General features: G+C 65.7%; 17 protein-coding genes. 7 read left to right on the top strand and 10 right to left on the bottom strand.

The features are described 5' to 3' along the window. Positions 1 to 16: 16 nt before the first annotated feature. The gene (locus tag KZX45_RS08155) at positions 17 to 646 is read right to left on the bottom strand and encodes a hypothetical protein (RefSeq protein ID WP_248257233.1); all 630 of its coding nucleotides are present in this window, start codon (positions 644 to 646) and stop codon (positions 17 to 19) included. A gap of 250 nt (positions 647 to 896) precedes the next feature. Here KZX45_RS08155 and KZX45_RS08160 point away from each other — a divergent pair, with 250 nt between their 5' ends. From KZX45_RS08160 to KZX45_RS20450, 3 genes are all read left to right on the top strand, one after another. Then, the gene (locus tag KZX45_RS08160; RefSeq protein ID WP_248257234.1) at positions 897 to 2,180 is read left to right on the top strand and encodes a vanadium-dependent haloperoxidase; all 1,284 of its coding nucleotides are present in this window, start codon (positions 897 to 899) and stop codon (positions 2,178 to 2,180) included. A 396-nt stretch (positions 2,181 to 2,576) separates the two neighbouring features. Further along, positions 2,577 to 3,473 carry a tyrosine-type recombinase/integrase gene (locus KZX45_RS08165; RefSeq protein ID WP_248257235.1) on the top strand — a complete coding sequence of 299 codons (897 nt, stop codon included), beginning with the start codon at positions 2,577 to 2,579 and terminating at the stop codon, positions 3,471 to 3,473. Continuing rightward, a complete protein-coding gene (locus KZX45_RS20450; RefSeq protein WP_374112573.1) occupies positions 3,470 to 3,715 on the top strand; it encodes a helix-turn-helix domain-containing protein in 246 nt (81 codons plus the stop codon). Before KZX45_RS08165 ends, KZX45_RS20450 begins: the two co-directional genes overlap by 4 nt. 167 nt (positions 3,716 to 3,882) lie before the next feature. Here KZX45_RS20450 and KZX45_RS08170 read toward each other — a convergent pair whose 3' ends face one another. Genes KZX45_RS08170 through KZX45_RS08185 form a run of 4 tightly spaced genes read right to left on the bottom strand, consistent with a single transcriptional unit; the run spans position 3,883 to position 13,653 of the window. Continuing rightward, a complete protein-coding gene (locus KZX45_RS08170; protein WP_248257236.1) occupies positions 3,883 to 7,029 on the bottom strand; it encodes an SNF2-related protein in 3,147 nt (1,048 codons plus the stop codon). A gap of 4 nt (positions 7,030 to 7,033) precedes the next feature. Beyond that, positions 7,034 to 9,946, bottom strand: coding sequence for a DUF1156 domain-containing protein (locus KZX45_RS08175; protein ID WP_248257237.1), 2,913 nt, complete (start codon positions 9,944 to 9,946; stop codon positions 7,034 to 7,036). 12 nt (positions 9,947 to 9,958) lie between these two features. Continuing rightward, complete coding sequence (locus tag KZX45_RS08180) at positions 9,959 to 10,402, bottom strand: hypothetical protein (protein ID WP_248257238.1); 444 nt, start codon at positions 10,400 to 10,402, stop codon at positions 9,959 to 9,961. Beyond that, on the bottom strand, positions 10,399 to 13,653 hold the full coding sequence (locus KZX45_RS08185) for an ATP-binding protein (RefSeq protein ID WP_248257239.1): 3,255 nt from the start codon (positions 13,651 to 13,653) through the stop codon (positions 10,399 to 10,401). The genes KZX45_RS08180 and KZX45_RS08185 overlap by 4 nt, the downstream gene beginning before the upstream one ends. Positions 13,654 to 14,196: 543 nt before the next feature. On the opposite strand from KZX45_RS08185, the gene KZX45_RS08190 reads away from it, so the two are divergent. Beyond that, complete coding sequence (locus tag KZX45_RS08190) at positions 14,197 to 14,778, top strand: helix-turn-helix domain-containing protein (RefSeq protein WP_248257240.1); 582 nt, start codon at positions 14,197 to 14,199, stop codon at positions 14,776 to 14,778. 527 nt (positions 14,779 to 15,305) lie between these two features. Then, a complete protein-coding gene (locus KZX45_RS08195) occupies positions 15,306 to 15,863 on the top strand; it encodes a hypothetical protein (protein WP_248257241.1) in 558 nt (185 codons plus the stop codon). Positions 15,864 to 16,200: 337 nt separating this feature from the next. Here KZX45_RS08195 and qatD read toward each other — a convergent pair whose 3' ends face one another. The 4 genes from qatD to KZX45_RS08215 all read right to left on the bottom strand — a co-directional run bounded on the left by qatD (position 16,201) and on the right by KZX45_RS08215 (position 20,879). After that, complete coding sequence (qatD, locus tag KZX45_RS20225) at positions 16,201 to 16,929, bottom strand: Qat anti-phage system TatD family nuclease QatD (protein WP_248257242.1); 729 nt, start codon at positions 16,927 to 16,929, stop codon at positions 16,201 to 16,203. Then, a complete protein-coding gene (qatC, locus tag KZX45_RS20230) occupies positions 16,926 to 18,161 on the bottom strand; it encodes a Qat anti-phage system QueC-like protein QatC (protein WP_248257243.1) in 1,236 nt (411 codons plus the stop codon). Before qatC ends, qatD begins: the two co-directional genes overlap by 4 nt. 32 nt (positions 18,162 to 18,193) lie before the next feature. Further along, positions 18,194 to 18,790: a Qat anti-phage system associated protein QatB gene (gene qatB / locus KZX45_RS08210; protein WP_308221720.1), complete on the bottom strand. Its 597-nt coding sequence runs from the start codon at positions 18,788 to 18,790 to the stop codon at positions 18,194 to 18,196. Positions 18,791 to 18,980: 190 nt separating this feature from the next. Further along, on the bottom strand, positions 18,981 to 20,879 hold the full coding sequence (locus KZX45_RS08215) for a P-loop NTPase fold protein (RefSeq protein WP_248257245.1): 1,899 nt from the start codon (positions 20,877 to 20,879) through the stop codon (positions 18,981 to 18,983). Positions 20,880 to 21,696: 817 nt separating this feature from the next. On the opposite strand from KZX45_RS08215, the gene KZX45_RS08220 reads away from it, so the two are divergent. Continuing rightward, entirely contained in the window at positions 21,697 to 22,737 is a 1,041-nt protein-coding gene (locus tag KZX45_RS08220) for a CFI-box-CTERM domain-containing protein (protein ID WP_248257246.1), read from the top strand. A gap of 345 nt (positions 22,738 to 23,082) precedes the next feature. Here KZX45_RS08220 and KZX45_RS08225 read toward each other — a convergent pair whose 3' ends face one another. Beyond that, entirely contained in the window at positions 23,083 to 23,649 is a 567-nt protein-coding gene (locus tag KZX45_RS08225; protein WP_248257247.1) for a hypothetical protein, read from the bottom strand. A 261-nt stretch (positions 23,650 to 23,910) separates the two neighbouring features. Between KZX45_RS08225 and KZX45_RS08230 the strand changes: the two genes are divergently transcribed. Then, entirely contained in the window at positions 23,911 to 24,939 is a 1,029-nt protein-coding gene (locus tag KZX45_RS08230) for a DUF3644 domain-containing protein (protein WP_248257248.1), read from the top strand. Positions 24,940 to 25,047 lie beyond the last annotated feature (108 nt).

Below are 25,047 nucleotides of genomic sequence, written 5' to 3' on the forward strand. Positions count from 1 at the left end.
GGCATCCGGGCGGCTCTCACGCGTCGTCGCGGCCGTCGCCGGCGGGGAACGGTGCCAGCCCCCAGTGACCGAGCTCGACCGCCGCCAGCCTCGCGGTGGTCACGGGGTCTCCGGCCCGCCAGGCCGCGGCGGGTGCCGGCCCGACGGCCGCGAGGACGTCGGGCGGACGCGACGCGAGCGCACGCAGCGCGAGGAGGTCGGCCCCGCCGGGCCCCGCCCCCAGGCGCCGTACGGCGCCGGCCCTCACCGCGTACCGCACGCGCAGGGCCAGCCACGGGAGGAGGACCACCCCGGCGAGCAGGAGCGCGAGGAGGACGGCGACCAGGACCGCGAGGGTCTCGACCAGGGCCGCGCCGTCCACCCCGGCCTCCTGCAGGCGGGCCCCCGAGGCCGCGACGTCGTCGAACGGCTGCCGGAGTCGCTCGCCCAGGAGGGGAAGCTCGCCGGCGCCGCGTCCGGCGTCGCCCATGCCGTCCTCGATGGCGCCGCCCACCTCGGCGACGCGGCGCAGCGGGGCCGCGCCCGCCGCGAGGAACGCGTGGACGGACCGGCCCAGCACCGCGCACCCCACCAACCAGGCGGCCACGAGGACGTCGCCGGCCACCTGGCGCGCGCGGCGGGAGGGCAGGTCGGCGTAGAACGTCATACGGGGGTTCTACCCGGGCGGTACCGGCGGCGCACCCCTGCCGGAGGTGGCGGGGCTGCAGGGTGCCCCCGCACGGCCCCCTCCGGGCGTCACGCGGCACGGCGGCAGGGTGCGTGGGCGAGGGTGTTGTGCGCGAGCGTGCGGCGGCGCACCATGACCGGGTCAGGGCTTGTCCTCCAGCATGCCCGCGCCGCCCTGCCGACACGGGCACCCTCCAGCTCAGGCCACGTCTTCGAGCAAGGGTCTTCCCATGAACGGACCTCGGCGGCTCCTGGCCGCCCTGCTCGTCGCGGTCACCGGCGCCGCGGCGTCGAGCGTCCTCGGCGCACCGAGCCAGGCGCACGGCTCCCGCGGGGACCGCGACCCCGCCGTCGTCGAGCGGTGGAGCGCCATCGCGACCCGCACGGTGGTCGCGGAGAACTCGGTGCGACCGCCGGTCTCCGCCCTGTACACCGCGTTCGCGTCGCTGGCCGTGCACGACGCCGTCGTCGCGGTCGAGGGAGGGTTCGAGCCGTACGCCGACCGACCGCGCGCCCGGCGTGGCTCCTCGTCCGAGGCCGCCGCCGCGACCGCGGCGTACGAGGTGCTCCGTCACTACTTCCCGTCCTCGGCGGATGCGCTGAAGAAGGACTACGACGCCGAGCTGGCCGGCGTCGACGAGGGGCTGGCCGGCGGCGTGCGGGTGGGCCGGGCAGCCGCGGCCACGCTGGTGGAGCTGCGGGCGGACGACGGCCGCGGCGACACGACGGTCACGGTGCCGACGGGTGACGAGCCAGGTGAGTGGGTGGCCACGACCCCGGGCGTGGGCATGTACGCGCCGTGGCTCGGCCACGTGGATCCCCTGGTGATCGACGACGTCGACCGGTTCGAGCTGGCCGGGCCGCCCGCGCTGCGTTCTCGGCAGTACGCGCGCGAGCTCGAGGAGGTCAGGACGTACGGCGCCAGGGACGGCTCCGCGCGGACGCCGGCCCAGACCGGCACGGCGATGTTCTGGACCGTGAACCCCATCGCCCAGCTCCAGCGGGCGACGGGCGACCTCGCGGCCCGCCGCGAGCTCGACATCGCCGAGACCGCCCGCGCCTTCGCGATCCTGGACAGCTCCGTGGCGGACGCGCTCATCGTGGCCTGGCGGGAGAAGCTCGAGCACCCCTTCTGGCGGCCCGAGACAGCGATCCCCCGGGCCGACACCGACGGGAACCGGCGGACGACGGCGGACCCGGACTGGACGCCGCTGACGGCTAGCCCGCCCTACCCCGAGTACCCGAGCGGGCACGCCACCGTCGTCGGGGCCTCGACGGAGGCCCTCGCCGAGGTGTTCGGTCGGCGCCGTCTCGTGGTGAACGTGCCGTCGTTCGTGGAGACGACGCCCGCGCGGCGTTACGAGAGCCTCCGCGAGCTCGACGAGGAGGCGATGGACGCCCGTATCTGGCAGGGCATCCACTTCCGCACGGCCATGGAGGACGCGAACGAGCTCGGCCACGAGGTGGGCGACTGGGTGGCCGACCACCGCTTCGGGCCAACCCGCCGGCACTAGGCGACGGTCCCGCGGCCCGGCTGCCGGGCCTGTACGACGAAGGTCCCCGCCCCGCGGAGCGGGACGAGGACCTTCGGAAGTACACCGCCTGGGACTTGAACCCAGAACCCACTGAATACACGCAGCCGCAGGTCACAAGCCCGGGCGACGACGATATCGACGGCCCTTCGCACCCGCCGTTCCGGCCCCACCTCCGCATCGTCGCCTGACGGGGAGATCCACAAACGGCACCGAGCGCTCACGCCCATACCGCCTTCGCAGCCAGCAGTTCTACACAGCCACACCGACCTCTCGAATGCCGCCCGCCTGTGGAAGCAGGCGGGCGACGGCATGTCCGTCGGGTCACGCTCGTGGCGGTTCATGTCGTTTGGTGCTTGATCGTGAGGTGGATGCGAGATGCGAGAACACTCGGACGGGAGCGGCGTCGCGACGCCGGTGATCGGGAGCTACCTGCTGCCGGAGCACTGGCGAGCGCCGATCACCGGCTGGCTGCGGTGGCTGAAGTCCGACGGCCGGCCCAACGACTCCGTGGCCGTGCGCAGGACGCAGATCACCCGGCTCGCCCGTGAGCGGACCGACCGGGACCCGTGGAGCCTGACCACCCAGGACCTCGCGGAGTGGCTCGCGGAGCACCCCGCCTGGACGCCGTCGTACCGACGTGCCGTGCGCGCCGCCGTCCGAGGTTTCTACGCCTGGGCCCGCGCGGTCGGAATGGTCGACCATGACCCAGCCAGCCTCCTGCCCCGTTCGCGGCCTGGTCACTACCAGCCGCGCCCCATCCCCGACGACGTGGTCGAGCGGGCGATGAGCACCGCGACCCCTCGGGTCAAGTTGATGCTCGAGCTCGCCCGCGACTGCGGCCTGCGCCGGGCCGAGATCGCCGCTGTTCACACCAGCGACGTCGAGCGACACCACGGCATCGATTTCCTGCGGGTCAACGGCAAGGGCCGGCGTGAGCGGCTCGTGCCCATCTCGACGAGCCTGGCCGAGCGCATCCGGGAGCGACCGACGGGCTGGCTCTTCCCGTCACCCCACCGCGCGAGCCACCTGTGCACCGACCGGGTCGGCAAACTCATCACCGCGGCACTGCCGCGACCGTGGACGCCGCACTCTCTCCGACACGGATACGCGACGGCCGCTTACGCGGTCGAGAACGACCTCGTCGCCGTCCGCGACCTCCTCGGACACTCATCGGTCTCCACGACACAGATCTACGTCCTGGCCCCCGCCGGCGCCGTCCTGCGAGCAGGCTCTGGCGCGCGGCTTCACTCTGCGAGAGGCAGTGCAGCGTGATTCCTCAGCGTCGCGACGGCGGCGAACTCGAAGACCGCGAGGCAGAACGGGCGCTCGTCCTTCCGCTATTTCGCTTCTACACACTCGCCGAGGCCGCAGGGCTTCTTGGCATCAGCAAGGCACGGGCATATGGCCTCGTCCATAGCGGGACACTTCCGGCCGAACAGGTCGGGCCACACAGGCAGTGGTGTGTGGACGCCGGAGACCTCATCGCTCTACTTAGGTCTACCCCCAAGCGTTAAGCACAGTACGGCTAGAAGATGAGCAGGTGAAGAAGCGAGAAGCACTAGCTCGGAGGCGGAGGAGCGGTTCAAGGTCTCGGCCTCACCGCGACGCCTAGATTGGCCGAGAAGAGTTACCTATTCATATCGAAACCCGCTCGCACGCTCGTGTGAGAGTCGAGCATCACTCACCCGGCAAGCGCGTCGGAGATGAGACAAGTCAAGAGAGATGACCCGTAGGTGAGGAGTGCGGTCCCGTCCGTGGCGTGGTCAGCAACCTCGCGGTCGAACGTCACACGGTGCTGCTGCCCCTCAACAGTGAGCGTGTACACGTCTGTAGCCTCGGCCGGTTTGAAGTGGTTTGCTGTCAGGGGATTACTCATCAGACGTTCTCGCAGAACGTTCAGTGTGACCTCACCCTCCAGGATCGGCGGTGGGACCATCTCGGCCGGGCCGCCCAGGTCGGTGTTCTGCACCGGGGCAGATTGGACCTCTGCGGCCTGGGTGAGGACCTTCTGCACGCTCTTGCCCAGGTCCTTGTCGTCGATCATCGCGTGCTCTTGGATGATGTTTTCCACCTCCGCCAGGACGGGTTGGGCGTTGCCGACGATGTCGGTGAAGTCGCCGTAATCCTCCTTGATGCCCTCGTAGACGCGCTGCTCGACGGTGCCTGCGTAGAAGTAGTTCGTTATCTCGATGTTCTGGTAGGAGGAGCCGATACGGTCCACGCGGCCGATCCGTTGCTCGACGCGCATCAGGTTCCACGGCATGTCGTAGTTGATGAGACGGCCGCTGGTCTGCAGGTTGAGGCCTTCGCTCATCGAGTCTGTGCCCAGCAGAACGGTGAGCTTCCCAGTGCGGAACAGCTCCTTGATCTCGGTCTTCGTCGCCGGGTCCCACCCTCCGGTGTCAGAGTTGTAGACCTCGCCGCCGCGGCCGGAGTAGCAGCCCACGCGGTTCAGGCCGGCTGCGACCACGCGTGCGCGCACGTAGTCAAGAGTGTCGGTGTACTGAGTGAACACCACGACCGAGTCGTAGGTATGCAACGCCTCCTGCAGGTGGGAGGTCAGTCTGGAGGCTTTTGTGTCCTCGCCGGTGATCTTGCCCAGCTCGTGCAGGAACGAGCGGAGTTCCGTGATTTCGTCCTGGAGGAGGGCGGTGGAGATCTCGAACTCCTCAGGATCGAAGAGCTCGTCCTCGACGTCGTACTGGTCGTCCTCGGTAAGCAGGTCCGCCAGGGACTTGCCCTCTTCCAACACCTCCAGCCGTTTGTTCAAGGACCGTCGAATCGCCTCGAACGATGAGGTCAAGCGCCGTCGATAGATCGTCATGATGAAGCCGAGGGTCTGCTTCTTGTCGGTCTTGTAGGCGTTGTAGTGACGCCGGATGTAGGTCTCGATGCGGTCGTACAGCTCTTGCTCGTCGTCGCCGAGCTCAATGAAGTCGTCCGTGACGTGCCGGTACGGGACTGTCACCTCTGGTGGAAGGATCCCGGCGGCTTGGTAAGCGCGCATCGTCTCCCTGGTGTTGCGGAAGACTCGATCCTTCATTGGTGTATGGCGGCGCAACCACTGATCGATCAGGTCCACCTCGGTATCGGTGAGGTTGTCGACCGTCTCTGGGGGCATCGACTTGTTGTGGAGGTCGGTGACCTTCCTGGAGCTCGCAAACCCGAGCTCGGTTAGCGCGCGTGCCTCCAAGGTCTCGTCGCGACTGGCTTGGGGGTCGGTGAAGTAGTCGCGCAGCATGTGGCACAGGAACGGCCAGGACCGTTCTTTCGGCGGGCGGCGCAGGTTGTTGAAGTAGGAGATGAACTCGGTGGCGCCCTGCCCCCACAGGCCTGGCAGGTCGAGCAGCTCGATCAGGTCCCAAGCCTCGTGAGCGTTCATCTGCATAGGAGTCGCCGACGCCAGGTACAAAGCCTTCCACGACGCCTCGTGGTGCATGGACTGCAATAGCTGGAGCAGCGAGTTCGGAGTGTCCGTCGCCTTGGACCCTCGCCGGCGGGCATGGTGTGACTCGTCCACCAGAACCACGTCCCACGGCCCAGCGGCGAGGATCTCCTTGCGGCGGGACTTACGGCGGGCGAGGTGGGAGGAGGCCAGGACTATCGGGAACGCCGACCACGGGTTCCCGCCGTCCCAGTCGACCTGCTCATTGTTGCGGTCGAAGAAGGTGCCTTTGTCGTAGCGGGAGACGTCCAGGCCGATCTTCTCGGACAGCTCCTCCTGCCACTGGCGCATCACCGTGGCCGGGACGAGCAGGAGCACCCTCTTTGCTGCCCCGGACAGGAACAGTTCGCGAAGGACCAGGCCAGCCTCGATGGTCTTACCTAGACCCACCTCGTCCGCGAACAGGTACCCGCGTGGGTACGTCTCCACGACCCGTTCGACAAGGCGTGACTGGTGGGGAAGAGGTGTGGCAGGGGCGGTCCCCACCGCGGTCCACTGCGATCGAGCTGGGGCGTCCCGCAGCGCGATCAGGTCCTCGCGCGCAGCGACGAGATCCGGCTCCGGCTCAGGTGCAAGGAACTTCCAGATCGGATCCGCCACCGGCGGGGTGTAGTCCGGTGGGCACAGCTTCAGCAGCCGGTCGTCCACGTCCGCCAGGTTCATAACCGCCCACCCAGAGTCCGGGTGACCATTCCAGTGTTTGTCGAACCGGGCTTCGATCCCTACGCCCTGCTCGGACCACACTTCCGCCAGCCAGGACTTAGCCACTGTGAACGTCTCGTGGTTGTACAGCCATCCGGACGCGGACTCGTTCTCCGACCCGATGAACGCCACCTTGTCACCGGCGGTGTCGGTCAAGATTCCGTACTTGGAGTGGAAGTACCCACGAGCCTGGGCCGGCTCCAACGGGTTGCCCTCCGTGTCGATCGGAATGCCGACCTTAATCTGGAGGAGGCCCTCGCGGACCATCCAACCCAGTGCCTGCAGGTACTGATCGCCAACCGGGTCACCGGTGGTGGTGATGTCGGCCGCCTGGGCGGCGTCCCGGATCGCCTCGTTCCGAGCCTTGGCCCCCGCACGGACCGCGGCGACATCGGTTGGAGAGAGCTGTGTCCCGACGATCAACCGCATCCCGCCGTCATGGTCGACCGCGTTGTGCAGGAACGGGACCATGCCCCGGGCGGTTACCTGCAAGACAGAGGAGGAGTAGTAGCCGGCCATCCGGTCGTACCGGAAGGACGCTGCCAGTGCGGGTATGTAGAACCCGGTAAGCGACTTGTCCCCAGTGGAGTACGTGCCTGCCATGGGCAAGTCCCGCAGCCGCCCCAACCGCTCGATGAGGGCGGGGCGGCTCGCGGTTTCGGCTCTGTGCTTGCCGGTCACCGGCTCACAGGCCTTCCAGCTCCAACGAGAGTTCCTCGAACTTCGCGGTGACCTCTTCCACCTCGGCTGGCAAGGTCACGCCAGGCAGGTAGGCGGTCACCAGGGTGTCGAGCAGACCCGCCTCCGGCACCACCCACTCACCCTTGACCCTCGTGCGCGGGATCGCGTTGACCAAGCCCTGTACGGTCGCCAAAAACCGGGCGTCCTCGACCAGGCGGTGACGGTCCAGGAGCGCCTTGGCGGCGTGCGTGCCGTCCATCTCGGCCACATACAGAACCGTGTCGACCGCGTCGATCATCGAGGTGAAGGACTCCGCGTCGGGCCGCACCCCAGGAAGTGTGGCGTCGCCACCCCGCCGAACGCGAGCCGTCGGTGCCAGGAGCGTGACTGTGCCGGTCTTCTTGGTTAGGACCTTCGCCCGTTCCAGGTCCTCCACGCTCTTACCTCCGGTCGCCAGGGCAAGCAGTCGGGCGGTGTCGTACGGGAACTCCCTCGCGGCAAAGATGTCCCAAGCGATCAGCACGAAGTCGGTCAGATCGTCGATCTGTGCGGTCTTGCCGACCAGGCGCTGACGGCGCAGCCGGACGACCTCCGCACGAGCGAGGTCCAAGGCCTCCTCCGGGCGTAGGAGGCGCTCTCGGCCGTTCTCATCCGGGGTGGAGGACATGACGGGCCAGTGCTGGGAGATCACCGACAGGGTCGGCCCGTAGGTGGACAGCAGCAGGTCCACCCCCGCAATGCCGTCGTGCTGGAACCGGGTGACAGCCTCGCGGGCAGCCTCACGAATTTCCAGCTCGATGTCGTCCAGGAACACCGGCGAGGTGTCCGGGCGGGCGGGTTGCTTGCGGCAAACCAGCATGATCGTGGACGCCGCGGAGTTCATGTTCGCCTGATGCAGGGACGTCTCGGACTCGGTGTTCACGGGCCATGAGGTCTCGATAGTGAACCCGGCCTCAAGCAGGCCCATACCCAGCGTGTCCCAGGCCTCGGCGCGCTTGTGAGTGAACATCACCGACAGAACACCGTCATCGCGCAGCACCCTGCGCGCTTCGGTGAAGATGGCGGTCATCTTCGCCTCGTAGTCCAGATCCGCAAGCTCCTTCTTCCGCTTCCCCATCGCGGCGAATCGAGCGTGGTTGGCGACGGCCTCGTTCTCCTTGTCGGTGAGATCGTCGTGGAAGAACCCAGGGATGAGCCGGCCCAGGGTTCGCTTCTCCCAGACGTAGAAGTAGTCCGCGAGCTCGGCGTACATGACGTTGTCGTAGTACGGCGGGTCCATACAGATGTGCGCGAACGCTGCGTCAGGTACCCCGGTGAGATCGCCTGCGCCGCCCTGGGTGACAGTGACGTCCCGGTGAAGCGGCTCGGAAGACGCGATTGTCGGCGCACCAGTGGCATCCACCAACTTTGCGATGCCGCCGTAAGCGTCGACGAGCTGGTCAAGGCACCACCGGTACAACGCCGTGGCACCCTCAAACTCCGCGAACGTCCACTTGAACGCGAAGTCATGACGCTCGAACACGCTTCGCATGACCTGCTTAGAGACGTGCCAAGAGGCGAGGCGTGAGTTGTAGTTCAGTGCCTTTCCCTGCATCAGAGCGAGCTCTACCAAGATGGCCTCAGCGTCATCCCCCGCAGCTGCCCGAACTTCGGGGACTAGTCGTGCGAACTCCTCACCGAAGGTCCCATGCACGAGCGCCTGGCGGGGAGTAAAGAAGTCGGCCCAGTGCGTCATTCCATAGTTGCGGGGGCGCTCGTCGTTGCCCTCGGGGTACTCCTCGACCGGGAGGACGCCGTCGGCTTCCCACTCGGCGCGCGCAGCTTCGAACGCCTCCTGGGCCTTTGCAAGTGCCGCCAGGTCGGTTTCGTTGGGAGCGCGGAAGGCTCGCTTGCCGTCATGCGTGCGTATAGCGACGGCGTACAGCACCTGCCTCATGCGCCCGGCTTGCGCCTCGTCCTTGATGTACCCAGCGTCGATTGGCAGGTAGTCGTACGGGCTGACCGCTGCGCCGCGCATGACGTAACCCGTCGAAGCATCAGCGGCATCGACTTCGCGACCGGTTACGACCGTGAACCTAGGTTCGCGGAGCTCGACACCACCAAGACTGGTGACGACCTCCACGGCTGCTTCCTGCCCCTTGGTCTTGCGGAGCCACTTGTCCTTAATGAGGGGCACGAGACGCCGAGTGCGGGGGCATTCCACGGCATTGGCGAAGAGGTAGGTCGCGACCTGCTCGTTCTTACCGCTCGGGAAGTACTCGATCAGTCGGTCACGAATACGTGCGACGAGGATCTCGCCCCACTTCTTCAGGTCAGCCACCAGGGCGGCGCCGTGGAGGGCGGGTGCCTCGACGCCCGCCTTGAGGACGGACGCCGCGACGGAGTTCAGGTCGTTGGCGAAGGTGGGAATGCCTAGCCGTGCCGAGGTGAACGGGATGCTGCCACCACCGGCAGTCACGTCAGCGACCGTGGGGAGCTCGCCCCAGGTGTGACGCAGGACGGCGTGGAGGAGATCCACATTCGCCCTATCCGGGCTGTTCCGAAAAGCCTGCCTGTAGGTGTACGGGTTCGGGATGCGTACACCCGAGGCCACAGCTGCGTCATAGGCGGTTCGTGCGGTGATGGGGTCACCCCAGATGCCCACGAGGTGAAGGAGCCACCGTCGGTAGGCCGACTCGGTACGCAGTTCTGCTGCATCGGGGAAGGCGTCAGCGAGATCCTGGGACCATGCCGGCAGGAGGCCACCGAGGACGACTGCGGCGGAGGCGACGAGAGGGCGGCGTGCCCACCAGATGTGCAGGAAGTTCAGCGGGGGGAGCGCCGACGCGGCGCCACGTTCGCGGCGGGACTCGATGCCGAGTTCCTGGACGGGGAGCCAGTCCTCGATGAGGACGCGGGGCTGCTGGTTCTCAGTCATGGGAGGGTCCTGTCAGTCATCTGCGAGGAGGACGCGGAGCGCCTTGCGGGCGCGGCCACCCCCTGGGCCAAAGCACTTGGCGTACCAGTAGTAAGTTTCTTCGACGCTCATGGCGTTCACGCCGGCGACGACTGCGCGGATGCGTTCGTGCTTGGTGATGGGCTGGGTCGCCATGAGTGTCAGGGTCAAGCGCACCCCGGCGGCTTCGTTCAGCCGGATGGGTCTCTTGCGGTTGAACGCCAGGGCAGTGGTGGAGTGCCCGGAGGTGCGCACCGCAGTTAGGACGGCGTCGACGACGCGGCCGGTCTGGGCGGCGGTGGTGGTGAGGACCTTGGTGGCGAGGGTGTGTCCGTTGTCCCCGTAGGTCTCCTCGATGACAAGGCCGTAGGTGTCGCCGCGGCCGGGTGTCAGGGTGAGCCGGAATGCGCGGGCCGTGTCTGTCTTGGTTGCGGTCACTTGGTCACGTCCGCGGTGATGTCGACGTGCTGGATGCCGAGGTCCTTGATGACCTTGTGCAGCTGGGACCAGGCTCCGTTGGCGACGTCCACAGACGGCGTGAACACGACCTGGAGTGTCAGAGACCCGTCGACGACCTTGGCGGCCTTCAGTGCCTTGCCGACCTGGTTGTAGATCGACTGGAACTTGGAGCGTTCGGCGGCGCCCTTGAGTATCGCGCCACCGGTCAGGCCGTCGTACTCGGCGGCCAGGTCGACGGTGACGGTGATCTGGTGCTTCGGGAGCATCCCGAGGGCGACGACGGCAAGGTCGATGTCGCCCATGCCGCGGATGTTGTCGGCACTGACTCTGATCGTGGCCTTTGAGATGGTCTGGATCGTGAAGTCTGTGATCTGGTCGGTAATCTGCTGGATCGCGATCCCGCCGGCGCCGGCAGCGTTGAACGTCTTGCCGGTGACGATCCTCTTGGGGATGACGACACCATGCTTGTCAGCCACAGCTCGGGGCATCACGTGCAGGGCGTCTAGACCCTTGTCCCGGATGCTTGACGGGGTCAGGGCATGCACGTCGCCGGCTGTCGGGTCCTGGTCGGTGACGACGATGGTCTCGTACTGCCCGGCTTGGACGGCGCTGGCGAGGACGTCGAGGACCTCTGTCTTCGCCGGTTCTCCACCGGTCTTGGCCTCGAGAGCGGTGCGGATGCTTGCCCCTGTCGTCACCGACTGGGGCAAGACCATGTTCAGGTCCGCGATGGTGGGTTTGCGGACCAGCAGGTTGCGCGTGGTGGCCTCACCGGTAGTCATGAGCTCGACGTCGGGGCGGAACTCAACCTTCAGTCCCTGCATGGTGGTGCCGGTGTGAACCTTGCCGGTGGAGGCGTCGTAGTACACCCAGCCGTCATTGCGGATCCCGTTAGTGATGGCTTCCCGGACCAGGTTGGCGTCCCGGACCATCGGGGAGCCGTGGTCCATCCAGAACCAGTCCAGCATCGCTTGGGTAGTCACCGATTCCTGCCCGGCCGGCCACGTCTTGGACTTCAGGAACGAGGACGTCATGGGGTTCGTGCGGATCTTGTTCTCGTCCTCCAGGAGGGTCAGAACAGCGCGCGTCGCGGTCTTGGTGTCCCCTTGCTGCTGCGGCGGGAGCTCGTGGTGTCGCAGGAAACCGGTGGCCTTGTCCCCGACGGGATAGTAGACGTGCTTGTAGCAGCGGGTAATTGCCACCCTGGCTTCCAGGGCGGCGGACTTCTGGAAGGCGGTGATCTTCTTGTGAATCTCCGGCCCGAACTGCGCCATCCGCGCACTGTCGGCCGCGAGCGTGTCCGCGGCGATCGTGCCCCGGATCCTGTCTTTGAGCGCGTCCACCTGGTTCTCATCAGCGACAGCGAACACGACCGCATTCTTGAACCGGCGCAGCGACCCCGACGACCCGGTGCTCGCCAGGATCTCCTGGAGGAGGCCGGGCGGGGTGTCTGCGATCTTGGCGTTGACGGTCACCTGGTCGTGGTGCATGACCGCCAGGCGCAGGTTGGCCTGGTCGGAAACACTGGCGGGACCGGTGGGAAACAACACGGTGGTAGCACCGCCGTCGTTGGAGAACGCCGTGGTGATGTGGTCGTCCAGGACGGCGGCGACCTGGGTGTTCTGAACGTTGCGCTTCTCTGTTTCAATGATGGCGTTGACATTCGGTTCGACGTTGAAACGGAATCGGGACCCGTCGTAGGACAGGTGCCAGAACACCTTTTCGGCCTCGACCAGGGCCTTCTCGAAGACCGCGGGATCCTCGCCAGGCCGTATCGTCCCCAGGAGCCAGTCGTTTCGGGAGGCGCCGGCGCCGGCCTTCATCTCCAGCGAGTGGGTGAAGACGGTCTGGGCGACGCGGCTGGTGTACGGCGGCCGGCTGGGGAACAGCTTGGCGTCCAGGGCGGCGGCGTGGGAGGTCGGACCGGCGAAGTCGGCGGTGGCAACGTTCTCAAACTCGCCCCTACCCAGACCTTCGGTCAGGTGGGACAGAACGGGCTGGTCGGAGTAGTCAATGTCTCCGACGTTGATCACAGCGGTGGTGTCGCCGTCGAGGTAGGCGTGGTGGACGAGCGCAGCGAGGAGTTTCAGGGCACCTCGGGCGCGCTGGAACTGGGGGATGTCACCGAGGCGCTTGTCGAGGACGCGGACGAGCTCGGGGTGCAGCGGGTAGTACTTCTCGACCTGTTCGGCGTACTGGGCCGGGTGTTCGGCACCACCGGCGAGATCCTCGGTCGTCGACAGATTCTCGTACAGGTTCTTGTACGCGTCGGCGGCTGCCCTGGCGGCCGCTGGGTCGATGGACTTGAACAGCCGCCTCTTGAGAATCTCCCCGATCTCAGAGTCATCAGCGGGACGGATGACCGCCGAAGGCGAGATCGATCGGGCAAGAACGTCCTTGGCTTCCGTAAGGGCGGTGCTGGTGGCCTCGGTGGCCTCGTCGAGCAGCTCGGTAAGCTCGTCTGTCTCCTTGCCAAATGCATTCGCGCTGGCCGCGAGGGTGATGATCACACAGAGCCTGTTGGCAGAATCGGAGGCGACCTCGAACAGGTTCTTGAAGAACACTGGGACCGCTTGGGCACTGCGGCGCACATCCTCGTCTCCGGACGAGGTCAGCTGGCGCAGATACTGGGCTATCTCATCAATGATGACGATGGTCGGTTTGCCGCCGAACGCCTGAGCGATCGTGTGGGTGCCAGGAGCAGAGCGCGAGATGTCGTTAGCGCGCATCGCCTCGTACGCGTCGTCACCGATCTGGGCGGCCATCTCACCCCACAGGGTGAAGGTGCGGTGACCACTTGTCGGGACGCCAGCGACGGGATCTAGGGCGTCGCCCACGAGCGCGGCGACCTGGACAGGACCGTCAGGCAGCACCGAGGTATCCATGAAGGCGTCGAGGTCTTCCGGACGGGCGCCGGTGGCAAGGTGGTAAATCGCGACCAGGTCGTGCGTCTTGCCGCCGCCGAACGATGTGGTCGGGCGAAGAACACCATGTTCCCCCGCGGTGCCCTTGGCCCCCGTGACACGACCGAAGGCCCGAGTGAGCAGAGCGTTGAGACCGCCCGTGGGGTAGGTGATCGCGAAAAATTCGTCCGGCTGCCCGTAGACCGGGTAGTTCGCGGCGTCCCGGACGACCTTGTCAAGCTGGGCGGCGAAGTGATTGCCGTCCAAGCCGCCTTCGAGGATGTCGGCACGTGCTTCGCAGGTCACGCGCAGCGGCACGAGGCTCATCGGGACTCCAGAAGCGTCCGCGGGTCCCCGCCTGGCCGTGTGCGCTGTGGCTTTCGATCCACTGTTCCTCCATGTGACGAAACCTCACGGGGAGACTATCGGGCGGAGGGAGTGGCTAGGGCCACGTTTCGGTCGTAGTTTGCTGCTTATAGGCGCGGGTGCACACAGTTCGATCTCGGGAGCCTTACCACGATGCTGAGTGTGGGTGGGCGAGGAGCGCCCCGAGACTCGGGGCGCTCCTCCGAGCTCGACGGTCGCGGCTCGACAGTTATCGGGCGGTGTTTGGAGCACCTCCGAACCCGAAGTGCCTGAGGAGTTCGGCAGCCTGGCGCACAGCTTCATTGAGTGCTGCGAGGAGGATAGCTCGGACTGACTGCCTGACGGGCGGACTGTTGAAGATACGTGCGAAGAACTGCCTCATTGCACTCTCGCTCTCTCATCGTCGTTCAAGTGGTATCTGTTTGGTCCCCCTAAGGGGTCAGGTAACCAGCCGTGCGCGAAAGTGTCAAGACCATACACACCCCGACCAGGTACCGTTGCCCCATGGACCGGGAGGAGACGCTGCGGGAGCAGAGAGCCCTCGGTGAGGTCATCAAGCAACTTCGAAGCATGAGCCCGAGCCGGAGGCAAGAAGCCTTACCCCAGGAGCGGATGACCAGGCAGGAGTTTGCGGAACTGGTCGGCGTGAGCCCGGTGATGATCGCCAAGATTGAGCAGGGGGCGAAACCGCCTCCCGCCCGCAGGTTGACTGCCATCGCAGCGGCGCTCGGTGTGGACCCGTTCGACCTGTCTGATCGAGGCGCTATGTGGGCGCGCATCCGGGGCACGAGTCTCGCCTCTCAGGCTGCGCTACGACGGATCGCGACGGGGCGCATGCCCACGCCTAACCCGCTCAGGCACGTCTTCGACCTTGCGGTCGGTGATGGGCGAGATTTCGTCCTCATAGCGGAAGCGAAGCAGCTAAACATAGACAGGTACCTATCGACACTGCGCGAGCAAATCCAGCAGCGCGTGGCGCGGGCGGACCTCGGCGAACTAGAGGCAATCGCAGCTTCCCTGGGTGTTCCCACGGTTGCCGATCACACACGGGCAGAAGGCATCCATCCTGTCGATGACATGCCGTGAGACTCGTCCAGTAATGGGTTGGACTGGCGAATGGTGAGATGCCGACCAAGATCGCCGAGGCACTTGCGGGTCACCAGGGCCAGCATCCACGGCCAGCTCAAGTGTGCGCTGCACGGCCGAATAACGCCGGAGTCTCAGCTTCATGGTGACAGCCCTGAGGGCACACGCTTCATCATCGAGCATGATGCACCGGACTCCGTCGACACCTTTACCAGACGGTTGCAGTCAACGCTGACGTTCCGCTTTTCGCCGGCCGATTTCAGGCGCCTGCGGATCAGACTCCATACACAGGGACGAACAGTGCGGCGCCAACGTCGTCGGTTAGCGGCTCGAAGCAATCCACGGAGACGACGTCGCGCACGGCCTGTGGCCATACCTCAGGAGAGGGAGCGAATGAGCTGCCACCAGGTGGAAGTAGTCAACGAGGACAGCATCCGGAAGATTCGCCAGCTCTTCCCCGCCGCCCTTGGGGATCGGAGTTCGCAGGCTCGTCTCGATGTGTCGGCAGTAGAAGCAATGATGAGCCCATGGACGCTCTGATGACATCATCGGCGGGAACGGTGGCCCTTGCACTGGTGACCGCGTGGGTCGGCTACCTACTCGGGGGCAAGCAGGAGCGCGAGAAGGAGAAACGTTCGCGCAACGTGCTGGCTGCTGGCGAGCTGACGGAACCGCTCCGAGAGCTTCAGCGCCTCCTCCGGAGGCTTGGCCGTGACGATGTTGATAAGGCCGAGGTGGTTTCCGCGTTCATCGACTGGTCGTCTGCCTACGACAACCACGCGCACCGACTCCCGGCCAAATGGCGCCACCTCTCGCGGAGCATCCGGGACGCCGCCGGAACCGTGTTTGGTGGCGTGTCACTAGTTCACATCCGCCCGAACCTCGCCCACCTGGAGCTCGGGGAGCCGGATGGCATGTGGCAGGACTACGCTGACGAGTACCTCGAATACGCGGCATCGTGCCTCCTGAAATGGGGCGACTCGAGCAAATCCGCGCCCACAGACTTGATGACCTATGAGGCCTGGCTCGTTTCCACAGGCCGCAGGGAGCCGTACGGGCACAACCGACACGAACCGGACGTCTGAGCCGCAACCGCATGAACGACGGGTCGGTGCGGGCTGAGCAGTGCGGACCGAGGCCCACCTGGCCGGCGTTCCGTAATCCGATCGGCTTACGGGCCAGCCCTGCCACGTGGGCAAGTGAGGTCGCCATGCACCTCGACAGACCTACCGCGCGCTGGGTGGTTCCTACAAGCCCGCCTTGAGCGCTCCGAAGAGCAACAACGTTTCGGCGGCAGTGAGGACGAAGTTTGCGGCCACGCCCCGGCCGTGAGCCCGGCGGTCTTGACGTGAAATGTGGAAGGAATCCACACACCGGCAAATGAGCCGATGGGGGCCCAGCCGGCGAACATGGCGACGGCCCTTAGAGCGACAGCAACGCACTCTCGTTTGCCCGGACCACCTGCGCAGCGTGCTGGCGGGTGCTTCCCCAGAGGTCAGCGAGACCATCGATTGCGTCCGTCACGTCCCAGGGCCGTAGCGGTCGGCGATTCTTCTGCGCGAACGGTCCGTCGGTCTCCACGACCAACCTGTCGGTGGGGATCTCAGAGACCAACGAACGACCTCGCGCCCCGGTGAGCATCGCTGGACCGACGCTGAACCAACATCCTCGTTCTGCCGCTCGGCGAACCTCAGCCTTGGTACCGGAGAACCAGTGCAAGACGACCTTATCCAACCCGGGATAACGGTCCAAGCAGCCGAGAACCTGCGACGCCGCGAGACGGCTGTGCACCGATAGGACCTTGCCTCCCGCCTGCTCACAGGAGCGCAAGACGTGATCGAACACCTGGATCTGCGAATCCCAACTGCTGAGGTGCCGTGGCGAACCATCCAATCCCACCTCACCCACAAACCGGGTCTCCGGCAGCAGACGATCGAACAGGTGCAGCTCTCGGTACCGCGCGCCGGCGAGCTCAGGGTGGAGACCCAGCGCGGTCCGAATCAGCGGTCGTCCCTTGGCCAGACGCGTGGTGCCCGCCCATGCGGCCGGTGTAGTTGTCACCGACAAGACCCCCACTCCACGCCGCTCGAGCTCGTCTGCGACGGCCACGGGATTGGGGTAAAGGTCGAGATGGCAGTGGAAGTCGATCACGCCACACCGTAGTGGTTTAGCAGACCGCCGAGCTCGTCGAGTGCGCGCTCGAGCATCGCTCTCAGGGCCTCGGTGTTCTGGATGTGCGGGGAGATTAGGGCGTTGCCGATCCACCGGTCCAGACCGTGGTCCTGAACCTGGATCCGCGCCCTGGCGATCGCGTGCAGATCCTCTAGGGCGGCACCACTGTAGGCGCCCAAGTCGTGATACCTGTAGGACGTCGTGTCCCGGAACCCCGCCGCGAGGAACGCCGCACGCCGCACGCTGCACGGCACGCACCGCCCGCAGTGCTCGAGCCCGTAACGCTGGTACCGTCCGCAGCTCGTCGACTCGATCGCGAGCTCGGCCAGCAGCTCCTGGTCGGCGCAGTCCAGGATCATCTGGCCCTTGGTCTTCTCCGCATATGGGTTCCGTAGCTCCACCCTGAGTCCGAGGGCGTCCAAGATCCCCTGGAGCTCCCCCAGGTAGTGCGGGTGAGCAGTGCGTGTGCTCAGGCTGCCGATCCGCGCCGCAGTCAGGGCCGGGTTGATCGCGATGAACCCGTTCTCGCAGATGTAGACGGGCACGACCTCTCCGTCCGCGTACCGCTGGGTGGTAGTCGCCGCGAGCACGGCAAAAGCCAGGAAGAGCAGCGACCGCGCCCGCTGGGACTTCTCGCTGGCCGCCCAAGGGGTGCTGACGTTGTGGTTAACCCGGAGGTGGTCGACCGCGGAGACCTTCTTCGCGAACTGAACCTGGTTGGCCTGGTCGCCGCGCACCGTGTGGCTGACGGCGAAGATGTTGGATCCGGACCTGTGGAGGTCGATTACGCCGACGAGGCTGTCGAGACCACCCGACAGGAGCACCGCCGCGTCCGCTGTGGACACGCGAGTCTTCTTCGGCGCCGAGGGCAGGTCGGCACCGCCGACGAACGTGACGGACCAACGATCCGTGGTTAGGAACGCCAGCGTTGACGCGGTCTGCGCACTGAGACCGTCCCACTGCGACGGGTCGCTGACCGCCACTTCCAGCTCGATCTCGCGGGTCCACCCGTCGACGCTCGTGTCCCGGCGGACTGTGAGGTCCGCCGCGACGGCGCTCAGCGCGAGGGAAACAAGGTCCCACGCAACTGGCGACGGCGCGAGGCCCATGCGTCGAACCGCTGCGGCCGCCGCCGCACCGGCCGACACGCCATCAGCGGGAGCCGGCTTGCCGTAGAGCACGACCGGTGTCACCTCCGATGCGGTCGCCACGCCAACGGAAGCCTTCGGACCACAGACGAATTTCACTCCAGGTACCCCTCGAACACCTTGAACGCCTCCCTCAGCGCGCCTTGCGTGAGTCGTGCCAGGTCCGGGCTGGCGGGCGTGCTACCCGAGGCCCAGAGTTTGTCGAACTCGGCGGCGACGGTCGCGGCGATGTACTCCCGCACCTCGGCGAACCGAGCCGACGCGGCCGATGGCGACGACGCATGCTCGTCCAGCTTCTTCCCGAGGTCGAGGCAGAACCGGTTGTAGACGTCCAGCCCGACGAACCGCTCGAGGACGTACTGCCGTTGGGCGTCGTCGAGGTCGAGCAGGTCGGCCTCGGGGTACCGCTCCAGGACGTCCGAAAGTGCGTCGCGGACCGCTCGCCGTGATGACTCGGCGTCCTGTGTGCCGTCGACCGGTCTGATCACCTCGACTATGGCGTCCAGTACGGACTGGGCGTTCTTCCCTCCGGCGATGGCGGCGTCGCGGGCTGCCACCAGGTCCGGTTGCGCGCCTGGCTGCAGCACCGCGCCCAGCCGGGCAGCGGTGCGCGAGGTCCCGTTCAACCTCCGGGCCATCGTGGCCCCACCGCCGTACCCGCTGCGGACGTAGTGCCCAAGGGCACGATGCATCTGCTCGTCGCTGCCGGTGCGCGCGTACCGCCCGATGTTGGTGCGCGCGTCACGGAAGCGTGCCGGGGCGGCGACAGGGATCGTGGCGTCGGGCGGAGGCTCGTCGGGGGACGGCTCACCCTTCGGGGGCTCCGGGGGGATGTCCTCGACCCACGGCGGGACGAGGGCGACGGATGCCGACGGTCCGCTGCTACTTTGCGAGGTTCCCACTTCTGCTCCGCTCGGTTATGGCGGCCTTGATAGGTGCCCTGACGTCGTCGGCCTCTTTCCACGTCTCAAACACCGTCGACGACCACTCCTGGTCGGCGATCTTGGGCACCACGCTGGGGTTGATCTGCGTGTGCGGCCGCTCGATCAGGAACCGGGCGAGCTTCTGACCCCATGCCGGGTCGATCCTCGCCATCGTCAGGCAGGCGTCGAGAATCGCCGGGCTGCCCCAGGACTGGATCGGTCGAGCGAGCGCGAGCAGGCGATCGAGTATGAACCCCTGTTCCACGCTGGGCAGTGCGGCCAGGCGGTCCTTCAGCCGCGCGGACTCGCGCGGGTGCTCGCTGAGCGCGGCAAGCAGCTCCACACCAGCTGCGGAGAGCTTGTCCGAGCCAGTGACGAGCGGTGCCTGCTCACGGCCGACGTAGAGTGCACCGCGCAGGTCGATGCCCGCCAGCTCCGGCTCTAGCCCCAGCCAGTCGCGAACGAACTCCGTGTCCCATCCCTTGGGGAGCTCGGGGTCTGCGCCAGCGGCCACCGCCGCCTCCCACGGTCCGAGGAAAACCGGGTGGCCGTCAGCGTCCTCATTGACCTTCGTCGCAAGCTCGATGAACTGAGCTGGCTCGACCACCCGTTCAAACAGTAGGAGCTTGGCCAGCACCGCCTCGTCCACGTCGACACCCTGGGCCCGCGCGATTGACATCCGGATCGACAGCGCGTTCAAGAAACGCTTGATGAGCCGCGGGTTGCCGACGATATGGGTGGCACCCGTCATCAGCGGTGCCAGACGCTGCGCCGTCTCAAGCCTCGTCAGAAGAGCCGGCGGTAGCGAGTTGTCGACCTGGGTCACGAACGCGTAGTCGACGCGCACACCCTTCCAGGACTCCCGCAGGCCCTTTGCGATCGCTGTTCGCAGCACGTCCTTCCGGGCGGTGTCGAGTTCCATACTGTTGTCAATGAACAGCATCATCATGTAGGCGCGCACCTCTTGAATCCCGAGGGCCGGGACCTTGATGGGCACCTGGATGAGCTTGTCGAAATAGTTCGTCACGAGCTCGTCGTCGTCGAGGCCACCGAAGTGCTTCTTGACGGCCCGCTTGATCATCTCGTCGTCAGCCGCGATGACGAAAGCGGTGTTTTGCAGGAACAGCAGTAGACGAATAGCTTCAAGCGTCGAGATCGCCGTCTCGGGCAGGCAACGGTCCAGGTCGTCAATCAACACCACAAGCGTGACCCCGATAGCCTCGAGCGTCTCCTCGAAGCTCTCGCGAAGCGCCTGGATCTCCTTTGGAGGAGATGCGGTCAGCGCCGGCTTGAGCAGCCCCGTACTAGCGGCGGCAACGGCGCCCCCGACGCTCTCGATCTGCTCCCCGTCTACCGTGCCTGCTCGTACATCGTTGACTAGGTCCGCGATGTCGCCGCCGAGACCCACCGGCGGAATCCCCAGGGCAGCGGCCGCAGCCGGCAGGGCGACGAGCTTCGCCAACCGCAGCCACCGAACCCGCCGGATGAAGTCCTTCACCTTGTCGGTTCCGGACTCCCGGTCCTTAGCGACGGCCTCTAGCTTGGCGGCGATCACGTCGAGCAGCGCCGCGCGGGCGTCGTCGTACCCCTGGTACAACCAGGCGTTGAACTCGACGAACACGAACTCCGTCGGATCTCCGGCGGCTCGCTTCTCGACGAGCGCCGCCCGGGTCAACTGGATCATCGACGACTTACCCACGCCCCAGGCACCTGAGACCCCGACTGAGATCGGCCGCCCCTGCGCCTGGAGGATGAACTCCGCGACGGTGTCGGCGACTCCCTGGAAGTTGAGGAGATCGCGATCGGTCTCATTGTCGGACCACACGTTTACGTGTACCTCTGTTCTTGTCTGTGCCATGGACGTGCTCTTTCCGAGAATAGAGCAGTTTCGGAGCGCGTCAGGCGTTAACCGGGCAGACCAGATCCGCCGCGGGCGGGTCAATGGAGCACGCCACCCGATCCAACGTGCCATTACCGGCGTACCGGCGGCGACGCCGCCACAATGTCTGTCACGGCGCGCGTGGCAGGTCCCGCCGCGGGATTCTCGTCTGTACCGGACTGCGATGCGCTCGACACCTTGCTACCGTCGCTGTTACCGCGGTTCTGGCCCATCACCGAACTGCCGCCTAGTTCTCGCTGCATTTCGTTTCCAGACTCCCCCACGGCTACACACCACGTGATGGCCCAAAGAGGCGAAATCACGCCTATGCACAACCTGAGCAGCACTGGTACGGACCTACACCACGAGCTCCATGAAGCGCCCAGGTTCGGTGCCGCATTCCGGTCGGGACGGTGAGAGGCGTCGCTTCGCTGGCGTCGTATCGTCCCGCTGGCCGAACCGTGGACGGCGCGGTAACCCGCGCTGAGCGCTGGCGTCCCGGAAGGGAATCCTCCTGCGAAGGATCGCATGGCGCTGCGAGGGAACTCGGATCGCCGGCACTTCATGCCGCAGGGGATTGGCCTATCGGGACGTCCGGAGATACCGAGACGCCCAAAATCGTGTACCTGCATGGAGTCGGTGGGCTATCGCTACGAGCGATGGAGCACTCGCATACACTTCGCGAGGGACGAATTGGACCACTAGAACTCCTCTGAATCGGTGGGCCAAACCTGGCCAAGACTGGACAGACCAGCCCTGGCGGCCCGGAGAGTGCTCCACGAGAGGATAACTGGTTATGACGGCAGAGGAGCCAGACAAGTTCGACTACGCCCCGATCGTGATAGAGGTTCTCCGTGAAGCCGGTGGGCTGATCAGCGGGGACGAACTCTATGACAGGGTCATGCGTCACCCCGAAGTTCCCTCCGACGAGCGCGACAACTACTGGGCGCCCCTACCCGGCTTCGAACGATCCTCGCGTGCAGCAACCCAATTGGGGATCATGTCGGATATTGAGACCCGCATGGCCGACGAGCGTGACCGTGGGGACGAGCCAACAATCGCGAATACGCTGGACGGTTACTGGCTTCTCGAACTCGGACCCCTGCCACTCGCGGAGGAACAGCGAAAAAGCGATCATGCCGACGAGCTTGCTCGCTGGCGAGATCAAGAGGCGCGGCGCGCTTGGCCGGCATACGATCCCTATCCAAAGCCGAGCTTGGCCAGCGAGAAAGGACTGCGAGAGGTCGCGGAGCAGCTCGTGGCGCGCAGAAGCATGTTGACTGGGCAGAGAATGGTCTCAGCTGGGCCACCGTCCCTTGCGAAGAAGCTGGCGAAGGGATTCGAAGAGGACGGCTTGCTAGATGAAGCCCGCCGTAGGGGCGAGGAGCGTGCACGGCGTATCGGTGTACTTATGGCGTGGTATGGGGATGCCGTTCGACGCACTGACGGCGCGGACCCGCAAGATCTCTTCATGCTCGCGGGCCTCGACTTCATCCGTGATCCCGAACGGACCCCTGCGCCAACGCGACAGCCGCAACCGACGGAAACACCGGCTCCGGCCACGGAGACCCATTCGATGGGTACACCGAAAGCCACGCAGTCGAGCGGCGGGTGCTACGTCGCAACAAGCGTGTACGGCCACTATGACGCGCCCGAAGTCCGCGTGTTGCGGCAGTGGCGCGATGACGTTCTGTCTCGAAGCCGCCCGGGCAGAATCTTCATCAGGTTCTACTACGCCGCCAGCCCGTGGCTTGTACGTTCGGTAGGGAATCGGCGATGGTTCAGCGCCCCCTCGCGTTGGGCGCTCGACCGACTCGTTCGGCGCCTGGATTCCTAGCGCCCGCGTGAAAGACCGAGGAAGGCAGCCGAGAAGCTAGATCGACACAACCCACGAGGGGTCGGTAGCGATCAGATCAGATGTCGCCCTGCTCTGCGAAATGCGAACATCCTCATTTGCCGCTGGTCGGCACGGGCGGTATGGCGTTCCGGCCATGCCGCGCCGATCTCGCTTGGCTGCCCAAACCGTCTGTGGTCCATCATGCGTAACGGCGGTCCGCCTTCCCGAGCGAAACCTACGCGGAGGCAACTCGCGAAGTCCGCGGCGGACGTGCCGATTCATGGTGTGCATCAAGCCGGCCGGCGGACAGTAACCCGTGCCGTTTAGTTCGCTCGACGGCGGTGTCTATAGTCCACGGTCCGGCCGGGCAATCCTCTCAAGACGAGTAGCCCGGGCACCTATCCCAGACCCGACGACCGTCGCGCGATAGACGGGCGCTCCATCTGGGTGCGCCAACGTTACTTCGACCGACCCCTCGGATGTGGCGACGGTGACGAGTTCCAACTGCGTTGCGTCCAAGTCATACCGAACCGCGAGTCGCTGGCGTACGTGCTGTTCAGCCTCGGCTTCGCTCATGACGCCATCCCCGCCCCGGTGAGTGACCAGACGCTCCACGACGGCCTTGATCGCGTCAGCGAGGTAGGCGGTGGCAATGCCAACGACGATCGCCTCGCCGACCCCCGAGGCGCCCCAATCGAACTCCGTGCGGCGACGTTCTATAACCACGCAATCATGCACGCCGCCGGCTGCCAATGCCTTCCGGATCTCTCCGACGATCGCGGGAACGCTCGGGTACTGACGGGGGTCAATCTCGATCTCTATGTCGAGACCCTCGAGACGCGTTACTGGGTCGAGCAACCCGTAGAACGATATGTCGACGTTGTCGAAGTACGCGTCTGCGGAGTCAGTCATATCCAAATACATACAGCGCGGGACGTCGTTGGCCGAGAAGACTCGCCCGTGACGGCATAGCCCTCTTGTTTCCACGCGGGAGACGCCTCCCCGGCACGGGCCCGGCCCGCAACTGCAGGCCCGCCAGGTTCCGGCTCCCGCTCATGCCGCGATCCGCGCGCTTGTCCCGTCTGAGGATCGTTTTGTGACACCACATGCCGAGCCTGTCATGCTCGGATCACGAGGAGACACTCACCGGCGAGCACTGTAGGAGGAAGCTGGATGGCTGGAGCGCCCTACGTCTCCCACGTCAAACTCTTCGAGAATGCCCACTCGGCCATGCTCTCGGCCATCGAGCTCTTCAACAAGCCTCGCATCGAGTATCGCAACGAGATCACCGTCATTCTCGTCACGACCGCCTGGGAGTTGGCTCTGAAAGGCCTCCTGCGCCACCACAGGGTTCGGATCTTCAAGAAGAAGGAACGCGGTCGACCATACGAGTCCATCGGGCTTGATCAGTGTCTAGCGGTCGTGCGCAACCGCAAGCTGTGGCCCGCACCCCTGGACGGTGCCGCCACCACCGTGAACATCCAGGCCCTGCAGGAGTTCCGAAACCGAGCAATCCACCTTTACAACGCCGACGGTCTCGGCACGGTGATCTACTCCTACCTTCAGCAATCCGTGCTCAACTTCCGGGACTTCCTCGTAGCTGTCAACGGTAGAGACCTCGCGGAGTCGATCACTTGGGACCTTCTGCCGCTAGCCGCCACCACGCCCAGCGAGGCGGTCCAGTTCATGCGGGTCGATCCCGCCGCCAGAGCAGTTCCCGCGATCAACGAGTTCTTAGCGGAGCTGCGCCGAGGTATCGAGTCAGTAGAGGACACGGGCGGGGACACGGGCCGGATCTACACCTACTACGACGTTGCCCTGCACTCGAAGAAGCAGGCAAGCGCAGCCGACCTGTCCGTAGCGGTTGACCAGGACGCGGACGGCAAGGTCCTGCGGCGCACCTACGACCCCAACGACGGGCACCCACTTAACGCCACCACGCTCCTCCAGAAAGTGAACGCGAAGCGCAAGGAGAAGCGTGTCCTGACCACACACGATCGAGACGCAGCCGTATGGCACAGCGGCATGCGGGAGAACTCGAGGTACGCCTGGAAGCACTCGACCGCACTGAGCCATGTGTACTCCCACGACGCCGTCGCGTTCCTGGCCTCCAAGCCTGACACCTACTTCGACGAGGCACGCAAGGCATACAAGGAGCACCTTGCTCGAAGGCGATCCGCTGCGAGGCGCGCGTCGTCCTGACGGCCGGTAAGGCTGAAGGTTCCTGATTTCTTCTCAACACGTCGTTCGAGGGCTGTCCGCAAACGAACGTTTCCGATGTGACCGCCCGAACTTGATTCGTCGTCGTCG

This window comes from Georgenia sp. EYE_87 (assembly GCF_023148685.1).
Taxonomy (GTDB): domain Bacteria; phylum Actinomycetota; class Actinomycetes; order Actinomycetales; family Actinomycetaceae; genus Georgenia.